At 69.6% G+C, this 13,654-nt stretch carries 13 protein-coding genes; 10 read left to right on the top strand and 3 right to left on the bottom strand.

Annotation, left to right across the window (positions count from 1 at the left end):
- Nucleotides 1-77 precede the first annotated feature (77 nt).
- A complete protein-coding gene (locus WJ16_RS24260) occupies nt 78-2,372 on the top strand; it encodes a xanthine dehydrogenase family protein molybdopterin-binding subunit (protein WP_069259592.1) in 2,295 nt (764 codons plus the stop codon).
- 46 nt (nt 2,373-2,418) lie between these two features.
- Here the strand turns inward: WJ16_RS24260 and WJ16_RS24255 are convergent, their stop codons facing one another.
- On the bottom strand, nt 2,419-2,865 hold the full coding sequence (locus WJ16_RS24255; RefSeq protein ID WP_069259591.1) for a MarR family winged helix-turn-helix transcriptional regulator: 447 nt from the start codon (nt 2,863-2,865) through the stop codon (nt 2,419-2,421).
- 535 nt (nt 2,866-3,400) lie between these two features.
- Here WJ16_RS24255 and WJ16_RS24250 point away from each other — a divergent pair.
- Both WJ16_RS24250 and WJ16_RS24245 read left to right on the top strand, forming a co-directional pair.
- Nucleotides 3,401-4,708, top strand: coding sequence for an MFS transporter (locus WJ16_RS24250; protein ID WP_069259590.1), 1,308 nt, complete (start codon nt 3,401-3,403; stop codon nt 4,706-4,708).
- A 295-nt stretch (nt 4,709-5,003) separates the two neighbouring features.
- Nucleotides 5,004-5,768 carry a DUF4397 domain-containing protein gene (locus tag WJ16_RS24245; protein WP_069259589.1) on the top strand — a complete coding sequence of 255 codons (765 nt, stop codon included), beginning with the start codon at nt 5,004-5,006 and terminating at the stop codon, nt 5,766-5,768.
- Nucleotides 5,769-5,834: 66 nt separating this feature from the next.
- Here the strand turns inward: WJ16_RS24245 and WJ16_RS24240 are convergent, their stop codons facing one another.
- Complete coding sequence (locus WJ16_RS24240) at nt 5,835-6,386, bottom strand: DUF3005 domain-containing protein (protein WP_069259588.1); 552 nt, start codon at nt 6,384-6,386, stop codon at nt 5,835-5,837.
- Nucleotides 6,387-6,579: 193 nt separating this feature from the next.
- Between WJ16_RS24240 and WJ16_RS24235 the strand changes: the two genes are divergently transcribed.
- The 5 genes from WJ16_RS24235 (at nt 6,580) to WJ16_RS24215 (ending at nt 11,219) form a co-directional block, all read left to right on the top strand.
- Nucleotides 6,580-6,834 carry a hypothetical protein gene (locus tag WJ16_RS24235; RefSeq protein ID WP_226240140.1) on the top strand — a complete coding sequence of 85 codons (255 nt, stop codon included), beginning with the start codon at nt 6,580-6,582 and terminating at the stop codon, nt 6,832-6,834.
- A gap of 252 nt (nt 6,835-7,086) precedes the next feature.
- Entirely contained in the window at nt 7,087-8,637 is a 1,551-nt protein-coding gene (locus WJ16_RS24230; protein WP_084636110.1) for an NCS1 family nucleobase:cation symporter-1, read from the top strand.
- A gap of 22 nt (nt 8,638-8,659) precedes the next feature.
- Complete coding sequence (locus WJ16_RS24225; protein WP_069259587.1) at nt 8,660-9,388, top strand: aspartate/glutamate racemase family protein; 729 nt, start codon at nt 8,660-8,662, stop codon at nt 9,386-9,388.
- A 61-nt stretch (nt 9,389-9,449) separates the two neighbouring features.
- Nucleotides 9,450-10,625, top strand: coding sequence for a LysR family transcriptional regulator (locus WJ16_RS24220; protein WP_069259586.1), 1,176 nt, complete (start codon nt 9,450-9,452; stop codon nt 10,623-10,625).
- A 162-nt stretch (nt 10,626-10,787) separates the two neighbouring features.
- On the top strand, nt 10,788-11,219 hold the full coding sequence (locus WJ16_RS24215) for a DUF1090 family protein (RefSeq protein ID WP_069259585.1): 432 nt from the start codon (nt 10,788-10,790) through the stop codon (nt 11,217-11,219).
- A 27-nt stretch (nt 11,220-11,246) separates the two neighbouring features.
- On the opposite strand, the gene WJ16_RS24210 is transcribed toward WJ16_RS24215, so the two are convergent.
- Nucleotides 11,247-12,188 carry an AEC family transporter gene (locus WJ16_RS24210; RefSeq protein ID WP_069259584.1) on the bottom strand — a complete coding sequence of 314 codons (942 nt, stop codon included), beginning with the start codon at nt 12,186-12,188 and terminating at the stop codon, nt 11,247-11,249.
- Nucleotides 12,189-12,309: 121 nt separating this feature from the next.
- Between WJ16_RS24210 and WJ16_RS35795 the strand changes: the two genes are divergently transcribed.
- Together WJ16_RS35795 and WJ16_RS24200 are read left to right on the top strand one after the other, a co-directional pair.
- The gene (locus WJ16_RS35795) at nt 12,310-12,438 is read left to right on the top strand and encodes a hypothetical protein (RefSeq protein WP_257785878.1); all 129 of its coding nucleotides are present in this window, start codon (nt 12,310-12,312) and stop codon (nt 12,436-12,438) included.
- Nucleotides 12,439-12,610: 172 nt separating this feature from the next.
- Nucleotides 12,611-13,597, top strand: coding sequence for an ABC transporter substrate-binding protein (locus WJ16_RS24200; RefSeq protein ID WP_069259582.1), 987 nt, complete (start codon nt 12,611-12,613; stop codon nt 13,595-13,597).
- The last annotated feature ends 57 nt before the right edge of the window (nt 13,598-13,654 follow it).

The raw sequence follows: 13,654 nt of genomic DNA, 5'->3' as shown, positions 1-13,654 counted from the left end.
TGCGCCGCCGGCCGCCTCGCCCCGCACACGCCGCAGCCGGCCGCGCGCCGCCCCCTCCTCGACAGGACCCTCGATCCGTGAACCGCTCCGAACTGCTCGCGCGCGACGGCTGCCTGACCGTGATCCGGCCGCCCGCGCCGCCCGTCAAGCCGGCGCCCGGCCAGCCGGGCAGCCTGTCGTCCTACGTGCCGGCGCTGCCCGAGGTGTTCGTCGCGATCCTCGACGACGGCCGCATCCTCGCATTCAACGGCCACGTCGATCTCGGCACCGGCATCCGGACGTCGCTCGCGCAGATCGTCGCCGAGGAACTCGACGTGCCGGCCGCGCGCGTGACGATGGTGCTCGGCGACACGGCCGCGACACCGAACCAGGGCCCGACCATCGCGAGCGCGACGATCCAGATTTCCGCGGCACCGCTGCGCTGCGCGGCCGCGCAGGCGCGTCATGCGCTGCTCGCACTCGCCGCCGAACGGTTCGGAGCAGACGCGGCGCAACTGCACGTCGACGACGCGACGATCTCGGCGAACGGACATACGGCAACGTTCGCCGCGCTCGTCGCCGCGCGCCGGATCGCGCTGACGCTGGACCTGAACACCCGCACGAAGGACCCCGCCCGATACCGGATCGTCGGCCGTTCGTCGCCGCGCGTCGACCTGCCCGCGAAGGCGACCGGCCAGCTCACGTTCGTGCACGACGTGCGCGTGCCGGGCATGCTGCACGGCCGCGTCGTGCGGCCGCCGTATGCGGGCCACGACAGCGGCGCATTCGTCGGCACGTCGCTCGTCGACGTCGACCGCGCGTCGGTGGCCGACGTGCCGGGGCTCGTGGCCGTCGTGACGATCGGCGATTTCGTCGGCGTGGTGGCCGAGCGCGAGGAACACGCGATCCGCGCGGCGCGGCAGTTGCGCGTGACGTGGCGGCCGCTCCCCGCGCTGCCGCCGCTCGACGAGCCGGCCGCCGCGATCGCCGCCGCGCCGGCCACGCGCCGCGTGCTGCTCGATGAAGGCGACGTCGACGCCGCGCGTGCGCAGGCCGACACGATCACGCTGTCGCGCACCTATGCGTGGCCGTACCAGATGCACGGCTCGATCGGCCCGTCCTGCGCGCTCGCCGACTACCGCGCGCCCGGCTGCGGCCGGATCACCGTGTGGTCCGGCACGCAGAATCCCGTGTCGCTGCGCTACGACCTCGCGACGCTCATCGCGCGCGACGAAGCCGATTTCGACGTCGTGCGGATGGAAGCGGCCGGCTGCTACGGCCGCAACGGCGCGGACGACGTATGCGGCGACGCGCTGCTGCTGTCGCGCGCGGTCGGCCGCCCGGTGCGCGTGCAGCTCTCGCGCGCGGACGAACATCTGTGGGAACCGAAAGGCACGGGCCAGCTGATTCAGGTGACCGGCACCGTCACGCGCGACGGCCGCCTGCTCGGCTACGACTTCACGACGCGCTATCCGTCCAACGACGCGCCGCTGCTCGCGGCGCTGCTGACCGGCGCGATCGCGCCCGGGCCGCGCGTGTTCGAGATGGGCGACCGCACGGCCGTGTCGCCGTACGCGAGCCCGCATCGCCGCTTCGTCTGCGAGGATCTCGCGCCGCTCGTGCGCGCGTCGTGGCTGCGCGGCGTGTCGGCGCTGCCGAACTCGTTCGCGCACGATGCGTTCGCCGACGAATGCGCGGCGCTGACCGGCGTCGATCCGCTCGCGTTCCGGCTGCGCCATCTGCAGGATGCGCGCGCGATCGAACTGCTGCAGGCGGTGGCCGAGCGCGCGGGCTGGACGCCGCGTGTGCCGCGCCAAGATCGCGAACGCGACGGATCGCGGCACGTGCACGGCCGCGGCATCGCGTACGCGCGCTACGTACACAGCCGCTTCCCTGGTTTCGGCGCGGCGTGGTCGGCATGGATCGTCGACCTGAGCGTCGATCGCGTGTCGGGCGAGATCCGCATCGAACGCGTCACGGTCGGCCAGGACACGGGCACGATGATCAATCCCGACGGCGTGCGCCATCAGATCCACGGCAACGTGATCCAGGTATTGAGCCGCACGCTGAAGGAGCGCGTGCGCTTCGCCGACGGCAAGGTCGCGTCGCGCGAATGGGCGAGCTATCCGATCCTCACCTTCGCGGAAGTGCCGGACGTCGACGTCGTGCTGATGCCGAGGCAGGGCGAGCCGCCGCTCGGCGCGGGCGAATCGGCGTCGGTGCCGGGCCCCGCCGCCGTCGCGAACGCGTTGTTCGATGCGACCGGCGTGCGGTTCTACGCGCCGCCGTTTACGCCGGAGACGGTCCGCGCCGCGTTGCGCGACGCAGGCCGGTTGATGACGACCGGTGCGGTCGATGCGGTCGGTGCGCAAACGGCAGCCGGCACGGTCTAGAGGCCACGGGTTTCATCGCGGGATCGCGCCCGACGGGCGGCGCACGTCACGCGTCGCCGTCTTCGTCCATCATCTTGCGCAGCAGGAACTGCAGCGCGACCCGTTCGCCCGGATTGAGCGTGCCATACGTGCGCTCCGTCACCTGCCGCGCGAACGGCACCGTGCGGTCGATCAGCGCGAGGCCCGTAGCGGTCGCGCGCACGATCAGCTTGCGGCCGTCGTTCGGATCGGGCAGCACCTCGACCAGTGCACGCGCCTTCAGTCGATCGACCACGCCGCGAATCGTCGCCTGGTCGATCGCGGTTGCCTTGACGATGTCGTTGAGCGAGCACGCCTGGCGCTCCTTGACCGCGCACAGCGTGACGAACTGCGCGGCCGTGAGATCCGAATCGGGGATCGCTTCCTGGAAGATCGACACGTGCCGCTGATACGCGCGGCGCAGCAAGTGCCCGATCTGATCGTGAAAGTCGTAGGAATCCTTCGAAGACGCCATGAAAGTGCAGGCCCACGCCGCATGTAAGGGAAAGACAAGCAGTGTACACCCTCCATTCGGCGCGACCGGCCGGCGGGGTGCCGCTTCATTGCGGTGCATCAGGATGCGCGGTGGTCAGCGCGCGGTGCGCCCGACGATCGCCCGACACGGCTTGCCTCGTCCGCCGCGCGCGTCGCCGCGACTGGCGCCGCCGCAGGGGCAAGCCGGTTTCCGCGCAGATGCTCGAGCGCATTGGCAGACTTCCGTGCACACACTCTACTTTTAAGCGCATACGCACGAATTTTGTGCATGCCGACCACACCTGTCCTCTTCTTATAAATCGTACGACTTTCCGTAAAAAACCTCGTTCAACACGCGGTTTTTCACACGCAAACACCCTCCTCCCAGCGGCCGTAATCATGCCTGTGCGATTCGGTATTTTCTAGTGTGTACGCTATTTAATTGCCGTGATATACAGACTCCAGTGCGCAGCGGAACGTCCGCTCGCGTCGATCGGCCACCCATTCATCCGTCACATTCGAACAGGGGCAATCCCATGTCTACCGCACACCCGAGCGCCGCCGTTTCCCCCGACGGCGCGCTGCACGGCAATCTGTATCGCAAGGTCACGCTGCGCCTGATCACCCTCTTCTGCCTGTGCTACTTCGCGGCCTATCTCGACCGCATCAACATCGGGCTCGCGAAACTCCAGATGCTCGACGCGCTGAAGTTCAGCGATACCGTGTACGGGCTCGGCGCCGGCCTGTTCTTCGCCGGCTACATCCTGTTCGAAGTCCCGAGCAACCTGGTGCTGCAACGCGTCGGCGCGAAGCTGTGGATCGCGCGGATCATGATCACGTGGGGGCTGCTGTCGGGGGCGACGATGTTCGTGCACACGCCGATGCAGTTCTACGTCGTGCGCTTCCTGCTCGGCGCGGCCGAGGCCGGCTTCCTGCCCGGCGTGCTGCTGTACCTGACGCAGTGGTATCCCGATGCGCGCCGCGCGCGGATCGTCGCGCTGTTCATGGTCGGGCTGCCGCTGTCGAGCATGATCGGCAGCCCGATTTCCGGCTGGATCATGCGTGCGTTCGACGGCGCGCACGGGCTCGGCGGCTGGCAGTGGTTGTTTCTGCTCGAAGCGCTGCCGTCGGTGCTGCTCGGCTTCGCGGTGCTGCGCTGGCTGCCCAACGGCATCGAATCCGCGCACTGGCTGAACGCCGACGAGAAGCGCACGTTGCGCGCGAATCTCGACGCCGATCCGGCCGGCAACAAGAGTCATGCACTCGCCAACGCGTTCTCCGATCCGAAGGTATGGGCGCTCGGCCTGATCGACCTGTGCGTGCTGCTCGGCCTCTATGCGGTGAGCTTCTGGCTGCCGACGATCCTGCGCGACACCGGCGTGAAGGACGCGTATCACATCGGCTGGCTGATGGTGATTCCGAATGCCGCGGCCGTGCTCGCGACGCTGTACTGCGGCGCCAGCTCCGACCGCGCGCGCGAGCGCCGCTGGCATATCGTCGTGCCGTTCATGGTGTCGGCCGTCGCGCTGGCGATCGCGGCATCGTCGTCGCACGGCACGTTCGGCACGGTGCTGCTGTTCTCGCTGATCAACGCGGGCGCGGCCGCCGCGATGCCGGTCGTCTGGGCATTGCCGTCGACGTTCCTGAAAGGGCCGGCCGCAGCCGGCGGGATCGCGTTCGCGTGCTCGATCGCGAACCTCGGCGGATTCGGCAGCACCTATTTCATCGGCTGGCTGCGCGACACGTTTCATACGCAAAGCGCGGGGTTGTACGGTTTCGCCGCATGCATGGTGGTCGGCTGCGCACTCGCGCTCGCCTATCCGGCCCGGCTCGTGAACCGCTGACGCCACACGCTGCCCGCGCGGTACGGTCGTTTTTACAACCGCGCCGATCGCGCGGGCCATCTCGCCTCCCACGCGCCGCGCTCCAACGGCGCGTGCGCGCGTCCCGCCGCCGCTTCCCGTCGCCCGCCTCGTCACTTTCTCGCCGCCCCGCGCCGTGCAGGCACACCGCTTGCGCCATCCACGCGCCCGCCGATCCGGCGGACAGCCATCCTTCCCTCAACCGGCGTTGCGCCCCGCGCGACTTTTCGCGCGGCGACCCCGCATCGCAAGCAGGCTCCCTGAACGAGAGGACAACATGAAATCAATACGAACGCTGGTAGCCCTGTGCTCGGTCGTTTCCGTACTCGCGGCATGTGGCGGCGACGGCAACGACGCCGGCACGGTACTCGGTATCTCGAAGCCGCAGGCGCGCTTCATCAACGCGGTCCCGGCCGGGCCGAACCTCGACTACTACCTGAATGCGAAGCTCGACCAGTCGGGCATCGCGTACAAGGGCGTGACGCGCTATCACGACGTCGATTCGGGCACGCAGAACGCCAGCTACGATGTGTCCGGCACGACGTCGACGGTCGCCTCGCAATCGTTCAGCGCGGCGAACGGCCACCACTACACGACGATCGCGCTGCCGAGCACGACGTCGCTGATCTCGGTGATCGACGATCCGTACGACAAGGGCCTGCTGTCCGACAAGGCGCGCGTGCGCAGCTTCAACGCATCGCCGAATGCGCAGAACGTCGACGTGTACGTCGTGCCGCCGGGCACCGACATCACGACGCAGAGCCCGACGATGGCGGGCACCGCGTACCAGAACGCCGTGCCGGCGTCGACGCAGGATTCGGTCTATCTGAACGGCGGCAGCTACCAGGTGATCGTCACGACGGCCGGCAGCAAGACGCCGATCCTCAAGACCGCGCCGGTCAACATCAACAACAATGCCGACTGGCTGCTCCTGACGATTCCGTCCGGCGGGGTCGGCGACGTGACGCCGAACGACATTCACGTGCTCGTCGCGCAGGGCAACGACGCCGATACGTCCGCGCAGGAACTGGGTCCGCAGTAAGGGCCTGAAACGGTCGAGGCGGCCGGTGCGCTCGGCACCGGCCGCCTCGATGGTTCGACCTCCGTATCAATCGGTCCGCTCGAAGCGGATCACGTGCTCGGCGCGCGTACTGCTGCCGTGCTCGACATCGACGTCGCCGACGTGGCGCACGCGCCAGCCCGGCCGGGTCGCGATCTGCGGCAGGTTGCCCGATGACCGGCTCTCGATTCCGCCAAGCCCTTGGTCCGGCGTGTCGACCGCGTCGTCGAGCGAAGCGTTCGAATAGATCACGTTGTCCTGCCGTTCCGACGCGCCGCTGCGCGCCTGGAGGCCCTTGCCGTCGACGTCGACCGTGCTGTCGGTCATCGCCATGTTCGCGTTGTCGAGCGTGACGATCCGGCCGGCGGCCCGGCGCACCGGGTCACCGCTGTCGACCGCATGCGCGTCGACGTCGATCGGCGGCAGGCCCGTCGGCATCTTCCCGGCGATCGCCTCGGGCGTCAGCGGGCGCCGCGCGACCTCCGCCGCCTGGGTCGCCGCATCCGGCATGTCGCCGCCGGCCGCCGGCGTCTTTACCGGGCTCTTCTCGATCTGTTCGCGCTGCTTTTCCGGGGTTGAGTTCGATTCCGCGTTCTGCATCGCACCTCCTTGCCCGGCCGGCGAACGCCGGCTTCATGCGGGCGTCGCCGGTCCGGAAATCGCTACAACGATTCTTGCAAATCCTTCATGCGCACGGCCGCGCGCACGCACGCCGGCCGGCGCGCGTGCCCGGCCGGCACTGCACGGCCCTCGAACGGGCAGCGAATCTGCCGGCGCGCAGCCGGCGCCGCCCATGCCGCGAACCGCGCGTCAGCCGCCGCTCGCACCGGCCGGCGCGGAGGCCGCGCCCGGCATGCTCGCGCCGCTGTCGCTGCTGCCCATCGCGCCGCTGCTCGGCATAGCCGACGGTGCGGTGGACGGCGCGGCCGACATGCCGCTCGCACCCGAGTCGGAACTCGCGGCACCGTTGTCGTTCTTCTTCTGGCAACCCGCGCCTGCCGCCAGGCCCGCAATCAGGATGCCGGCGAAGACGGCTCGCGATACGTGACGAATGGAATATCGCTGCATGACACCTCCGCTGATGTCGATGTGGATGGAACTTGTTGGCGAGCAAGCCGCATGCCGCCCGTCATCCACCCGGCCGTACGCGCCCCATTCATTTTTCAAATACCCCCCAACGGAATATTTAATTTCCCATCGTGGTGGCGCCCACCCATACTCGGGAACAAATCCGAGACATAACGTCCACGGCGGCCGGGCCGGCGCAGCGCTCCCACGCTGCCGGTTTCGCGCCCCGCACATGGAAGGAGACAACGGCGTGCAACTGGAAGCCACCCACCGCGCGGGCATCGTGCCCCGCGCGGACGACGCATCGCATCGAACCGATTCGGCTGCGCGCGACCCCGCGCTGAGCCCGCGGCTGCACAATCCCGACCTCGCGCCGACGAAGGCCGAGGGCCGCACGTGGGGCCGCTACAGCATCTTCGCGCTGTGGACCAACGACGTGCACAACATCGCGAACTATTCGTTCGCGATCGGGCTGTTCGCGCTCGGCCTGTCGGGCTGGCAGATGCTCGCGTCGCTCGCGATCGGCGCGATGCTCGTGTACTGCTTCATGAACCTCACCGGCTACATGGGCCAGAAGACCGGCGTGCCGTTCCCGGTGATCAGCCGCATGAGCTTCGGCATCTACGGCGCGCTGCTGCCCGCGCTGATCCGCGCGGTGATCGCGATCGCATGGTTCGGTATCCAGACCTATCTCGCGTCGGTCGTGCTGCGCGTGCTGCTCACCGCGATCTGGCCGGGCCTCGCCGCATTCGACCAGAACGCGATCTTCGGGCTGTCGACGCTCGGCTGGGTCACGTTCGTCGCGATCTGGCTCGTGCAGATCGGCATCCTCACGTACGGGATGGAGATGGTCCGCAAGTACGAGGGGCTGGCCGGCCCGGTGATCCTCGTCACGACGCTGTCGCTCGCCGCGTGGATGTATAGCCGCACGGGCGGCCATCTCGCGATGTCGATCGGCAAGCCGATGACGGGCTTCCGGATGTGGACCGAAGTGTTCGCGGGCGGCTCGCTGTGGCTCGCGATCTACGGCACGCTGGTGCTCAACTTCTGCGATTTCGCCCGTTCGTCGCCGAGCGCGAAGACGGTGCGCGTCGGCAACTTCTGGGGCCTGCCCGTCAACATCCTGGTGTTCGCGACGATCAGCTTCGTGCTCGCCGGCGCGCAGTTCAAGCTGAACGGCCATATCATCCACAGCCCCACCGAAATCATCGCGACGGTGCCGAACAAGCTGTTCCTCGTGCTCGGCTGTCTCGCGTTCCTGATCGTGACGGTCGCGGTGAACATCATGGCGAACTTCGTCGCGCCGGCCTTCGTGCTGACGAGCCTCGCGCCGCACCGCCTGTCGTTTCGCCGCGCGGGCCTGATCAGCGCGACGATCGCCGTGCTGATCCTGCCGTGGAACCTGTACAACAGCCCGATCGTGATCGTCTACTTCCTGTCCGGCCTCGGTGCGCTGCTCGGCCCGCTGTACGGGATCATCACGGTCGACTACTGGCTCGTGCGCAAGCAGCGCGTGAACGTGCCCGATCTCTATACCGAAGCGCCGACCGGCGCCTACTTCTACACGCGCGGCGTGAACCGCAAGGCGCTCGCGGCGCTCGTGCCGTCCGCGCTGATCTCGATCACGCTCGCCGTCGTGCCCGCGTTCAGCGCGATGACGCCGTTCTCGTGGCTGCTCGGCGCGGCCATCGCGGGCAGCGTGTACTGGCTGACGGCCGATCGCAACCGGCAATACGACGAGCGTTCGGGCGAATCCATCGCGGTCGCCTGCGCGCGACACTGAAACACCCGCATACGGAGTCGCAATGAGGATCCTGGTAGTCAACGTCAACACCACCGAGTCGATCACCGACGCGATCGCCGCGCAGGCGCAGGCCGCCGCATCGCCGGGCACGGAGATCGTCGGGCTGACGCCGCGCTTCGGCGCGGAGTCGGTCGAGGGCAACTTCGAGAGCTACCTCGCGGCGATCGCCGTGATGGATCGCGTGCTGAGCTACGACGAGCCGTACGACGCGGTGATCCAGGCCGGCTACGGCGAACACGGCCGCGAAGGGCTGCAGGAGCTGCTGACGGTGCCCGTCGTCGACATCACCGAAGCGGCCGCGAGCGTCGCGATGCTGCTCGGCCACCGCTACTCGGTCGTGACGACGCTCGACCGCACGGTGCCGCTGATCGAGGATCGCCTGAAACTCGCCGGGCTCGACGCGCGCTGCGCGTCGGTGCGCGCGAGCGGCCTCGCGGTGCTCGAACTCGAAGAGAACCCGGCCCGCGCGATCGAATCGATCGTCGGCCAGGCCGAGCGCGCGGTGAGGGACGATCACGCCGAAGTGATCTGCCTCGGCTGCGGCGGGATGGCCGGCCTCGACCGGCAGATCGCGGAATGCACGGGCGTGCCGGTCGTCGACGGCGTGTCGGCCGCGGTCGCGCTCGCCGAGTCGCTGGTGCGCCTGAAACTGAAGACGTCGAAGGTCCGCACGTACGCGCCGCCGCGCCCGAAGCGGATCGTCGGCTGGCCGGGCACCTTCGCAAAATGATGCGCGGCCGGCCCGCCCCCGCATCGCACTCGGGCATCGCGTCGCCGGGACGCGTATCGGCATGCGGGACCCGCTAGACCCGGCCGCGCTGCCCCGCGCCGCGGCCGATGCCGCGGGCGCGCTCGACGTGCTCGATGCACGGCTGATGCGCATCCTGCTCGTGCTGCTGACCGAGCGCACCGTATCGCGCGCGGCCGTGCGCCTGAACATGTCGCAACCGGCGACGAGCGCCGCGCTCAAGCGGCTGCGGACGCTGCTCGGCGATCCGCTGCTGGTGCGCAGCCGCTACGGGATGGTGCCGACCGAGTTCGGCGCGCGGCTGATCGAGCCGCTGCGCAACGCGCTGCGCGTGATCGACTTCATCCGCATCCAGCAGCCGACGTTCGACGCGCGCACGTCGGTGCGTACCTACCGGATCGGCTGCCCCGACTACCTGAACGTGCTGTTCGTGCCGAAGCTCGTCGCGCTGTTTCGCGAACGCGCGCCGAACGCGCAACTCGTGTTCCATCCGCTCGGCGACGGCTTCGACGACGAGCGTGCGCTGGCCGACGGCGAACTCGACGTCGTGATCGACAATCGCCCGGCGCGCGCGTCGCGCTTCCGGCAGGACGACCTGTTCGACGATCGTATCGTGTGCCTGATGCGCGCGACGCATCCGCTCGCGCGGCGCGGCGCGTTGACGGCGGCCGATTTTGCCGAAGCGCCGCAGCTGTGCCCGACGCCGTCGTGGCTCGAAGCGTCCGGCGCGATCGACCGGCAGCTCGAACGCGTGGGCCTGCAAAGGCGGATCGTCGTCACGCTGCCGCACTTCGAACTCGCCGCGCATGCGCTCGTGCGCACCGACATGCTCCTGACCACCACGTACCGGCTCGCGCGGCACTATGCGAAGCTGCTGCCGCTCGCCGCCGTCGCGCTGCCGGCCGAACCGCCGGACATCGTGTACCGGATGACCTGGAACGAAGCGGGAGAATGCACCGAAGGCGTGCGCTGGCTGCGCGGGCTGATCGTCGAAGCGACGCGCACGTGGCTCGACGCCGACGCGATGCGGCCGGCCGTCGCCGCGGTGGCCGCCGCCGCTGCCGATGCGGATAGCCGACCAACCGCGCCGCCCGCCGCCGATACACCGGAGCCCGCGCGGCGCACGCGCCGCAGGCGGGCGACACATTGCCGCGCGTCACACCCGGCGCGCGTCGCCCATGCGGCACGCATCCATCGCGGCGCGACGAAGCCGCACTGACCGTCGACGCCCGCACGCCGCGACGATTCGCGCGACAGCAACGCGCTGTCAGACCGGTCCTATTTACCCGGCCCGCACCGTATCGTCAGAATGACGCCTCGCACACTGGCGAATGGACATCGGCATCGACGATGCCCGTCGCGCCCTATCGAGGAAAACCGCATGAAGAAGGCACTCATCGCGCTGGCCGTGCCGGTCGCGCTGCTCGCGAGCACCGGCGCGTTCGCCGAAACGCAGGACTGCGCGACGCGCATCCGCGCGTTGCAAACGCAGATCGACACCGCGAAGCGGTTCGGCAATGCCAATCAGGCGATGCGCCAGCAGGCCGCGCTCGACCAGATCAAGACCCATTGCACGGACGCCGGCCAGCTCGCGCGCGCCGAACGCAAGGTGGTCGACAAACAGCGGGATCTGCAGCGTGCGCAGGATGACGTGGAGGACGCGAAGGCACGCATCCACAACGCCGAAGCACGCGGCGATGCGAAGAAGTTGAGCAACGCGCAGCGCAAGCTCGCCGACAAGCAGCAGAAGCTGCGCGACGCCACGCGCGACCTGCACGCCGCGCAGGCCGACCGCGACGCGCTGACACGCTGACGTGACGCGCTCGGACGGTGGGTCGCGTCAGACGTGCCGCGCGAGCGCCAGCAGCACCGACAGCGACACGATCGACCCGAGCGTCGACAACAGGATCGTGCGCGACGTCACGTGCGCTTCCCGCCCGTAGAACTCGGCCAGCATGTACGGCCCGGTGCCGGTCGGCAACGCGGCGAGCACGACCGCGATCTGCGCGAGAACCGGCGGCAGCGCGAACACGCGCACGCCGAGCCACCACGCGAGCGCCGGCTGCACGAACAGCTTCACCGCCGTCAGCGCGATGCTGCCGCGCGGCGCGGCGCCGGGCGCGTCGCGCTTCTCCGCGAGAAACAGCCCGAGGCTGACGAGCGCACACGGGCTCGCGGCCGCGCCGAGCAGCTTCAGGAACGTGTCGACGGGCGCGCCGAGCGGCACCTGCGCGGCCGACACGCAAACGCCGGCCAGCGGCGCGACGATCAGCGGGTTGCGCAGCAGCGCGCCGACCACCTTCCCCATCAGCCGCAGCGGCGCGCGGTCGCGCTGCAGCCCGATCTCGATCAGCACGATCGCGCCGGCGAACAGCACGCACGCGACGAGAATGGTCGCGATCGTGGTCGGCGTGAGGCTGTCGGTGCCGAAGGCGAGCAGGCACAGCGGGAAGCCGAGATAGCCGGTGTTCGGATACGACGCGGCGATCGCATCGATGCTCGCATCGGCGAGCCCGCGCCCCGCGAACAGGCGCCACGCGAGCACGCCGGCGAACACGAGCGCGCAGGTCAGCGCGAACGTGGCGACGAAGGCCGGCTGATACAGCTGATGCCACGATGCGTGCGCCATGATCTGGAACAGCAGCGCGGGCAGCGCGAGCCACACGACGAACCGGTTGAGTTCCGAGGCCGCCGCCGGCCCGAGTACGCCGCGCCGGCGGCACAGGAACCCTGCCGCGATCAGCCCGAACACGGGCAACAGAATCTCGATCGTCGATGACATCTTGAATACGCTACGTGAAACCGGAACGCGCCAGCTTAATGGTTCCGGGCAAGCGCGTCCAATGCACGGCGTGCGTGCGCCGGTTCGTCACGCGCCGTCGCGCATCGGTTGCGTAAGCAACTTGTATGCAACGCGCGCGGTGACGAGCGCGAGTACGCCGCTCACCGTCGGCGCATCGGCGAACCCGCTCGCGAACGCGACGGGCGCTGCCTGCGCGAGCGTGCCGGCGGCCGGGCAAGACGCCGCGTGAATCGCCCGCGTGCGGCGACAGCGGCCGTATCGACCGTATCGGCGGTGACAGCCGTCGCCGCGCGATACGGAATATGCATTGCACGATTCGATGTTTGTCGGCCGGAAACCGATTTCGTAACCTGCCCGGCAGCCGCGCCGCCTTGCGCGCGGATCACCGAGGACCACCGCCGATGAACCCCTCTTCCGCTGCGGCGCGTCGCCGCGCGCTGCAGCGTCTTGCCGCCCTCGCCGCCGCGCCGCTCGCCGGCGGCATCGCCCGCCCCGCCCATGCGGCCGCCGCCGACCCGTCGGGCGTGACGCTCGTGCTCGGCGACCAGGCCGGCGGCCTGCGCGCGCTCGCCGAAGCCGCGCGCGTGCTCGACGGCACGCGCTACCGGTTCCGCTGGGCCAATTTCCAGGGTGCCGCGCCGCTGTTCGAGGCGCAGCGCGCGGGGGCGATCGATCTCGCGCCGGCCGGCGACCTGCCCGTGCTGACGGCCGCGCTCGGCGATCCGTCGTTGCGGATCGTCGCGACGCGGGTCGGCTCGCCGGCATCGCTCGGCATCGTCGTGCAGCCCGATTCGCCGGTCCGCACCGTCGCCGACCTGAAAGGGCAAACCGTCGTCGTGTCGTCCGCGCGCGGCAGCATCTCGCAGTACCAGTTGTACGGCGCGCTGCACGAACACGGCCTCGCGCCGCGCGACGTCGACGTGCGCTTCGTGCTGCCCGTCGACGCGTTCGCCGCGTTCGAGGCGAAGCGGATCGCGATCTGGGCAACGTTCGATCCGTACTACGGGCATGCAGTACGACGCGGCGCGCGCATCGTCCGCGACGGCAGCGGCATCAATTCCGGGCTGGCGTTCCTCACGTCGCCGGTCGACACGCTCGACGATCCCGCGAAGCGCGCGGCGCTCGCGGACGTGCTGGCGCGGCTCGCCCGCGCGGGCCAATGGGCGCTCGCGCACCCGGCCGACTATGCGGGCGTCTATGCATCGCTCACGCGCCTGCCGCCCGACGCGGCCTCCGACATCACGCACCGGGCCGCGCTCGCGCAGCGCAGCGTCAGCAGCGCGGACATCGACGTGCTGCAGCGTGTCGCCGACCGCGCGGCGGCCGACGCGATCCTGCCGCGGCGCGTCGATGTCGGATCGATCGCGATCCGGAACGTATCCGCGTGAACGGGAAGGCGTGCGGCCGACGACGACTGCCGCCCCGGTGTGCGTCGAGATGAAACG

The organism is Burkholderia metallica, assembly GCF_001718555.1.
GTDB lineage: Bacteria > Pseudomonadota > Gammaproteobacteria > Burkholderiales > Burkholderiaceae > Burkholderia > Burkholderia metallica.
This window is presented reverse-complemented; position numbering and strand designations above follow the sequence as displayed.

Excerpts from the sequence above, each read along its gene's own strand:
- WJ16_RS24255 (WP_069259591.1), bottom strand. The coding sequence starts at position 2,865 with ATGGCGTCTTCGAAGGATTCCTACGACTTTCACGATCAGATCGGGCAC.
- WJ16_RS24250 (WP_069259590.1), top strand. The coding sequence starts at position 3,401 with ATGTCTACCGCACACCCGAGCGCCGCCGTTTCCCCCGACGGCGCGCTG.
- WJ16_RS24245 (WP_069259589.1), top strand. The coding sequence starts at position 5,004 with ATGAAATCAATACGAACGCTGGTAGCCCTGTGCTCGGTCGTTTCCGTA.
- WJ16_RS24240 (WP_069259588.1), bottom strand. The coding sequence starts at position 6,386 with ATGCAGAACGCGGAATCGAACTCAACCCCGGAAAAGCAGCGCGAACAG.
- WJ16_RS24235 (WP_226240140.1), top strand. The coding sequence starts at position 6,580 with ATGCCGCGAACCGCGCGTCAGCCGCCGCTCGCACCGGCCGGCGCGGAG.
- WJ16_RS24230 (WP_084636110.1), top strand. The coding sequence starts at position 7,087 with ATGGAAGGAGACAACGGCGTGCAACTGGAAGCCACCCACCGCGCGGGC.
- WJ16_RS24225 (WP_069259587.1), top strand. The coding sequence starts at position 8,660 with ATGAGGATCCTGGTAGTCAACGTCAACACCACCGAGTCGATCACCGAC.
- WJ16_RS24220 (WP_069259586.1), top strand. The coding sequence starts at position 9,450 with ATGCGGGACCCGCTAGACCCGGCCGCGCTGCCCCGCGCCGCGGCCGAT.
- WJ16_RS24215 (WP_069259585.1), top strand. The coding sequence starts at position 10,788 with ATGAAGAAGGCACTCATCGCGCTGGCCGTGCCGGTCGCGCTGCTCGCG.
- WJ16_RS24210 (WP_069259584.1), bottom strand. The coding sequence starts at position 12,188 with ATGTCATCGACGATCGAGATTCTGTTGCCCGTGTTCGGGCTGATCGCG.
- WJ16_RS24200 (WP_069259582.1), top strand. The coding sequence starts at position 12,611 with ATGAACCCCTCTTCCGCTGCGGCGCGTCGCCGCGCGCTGCAGCGTCTT.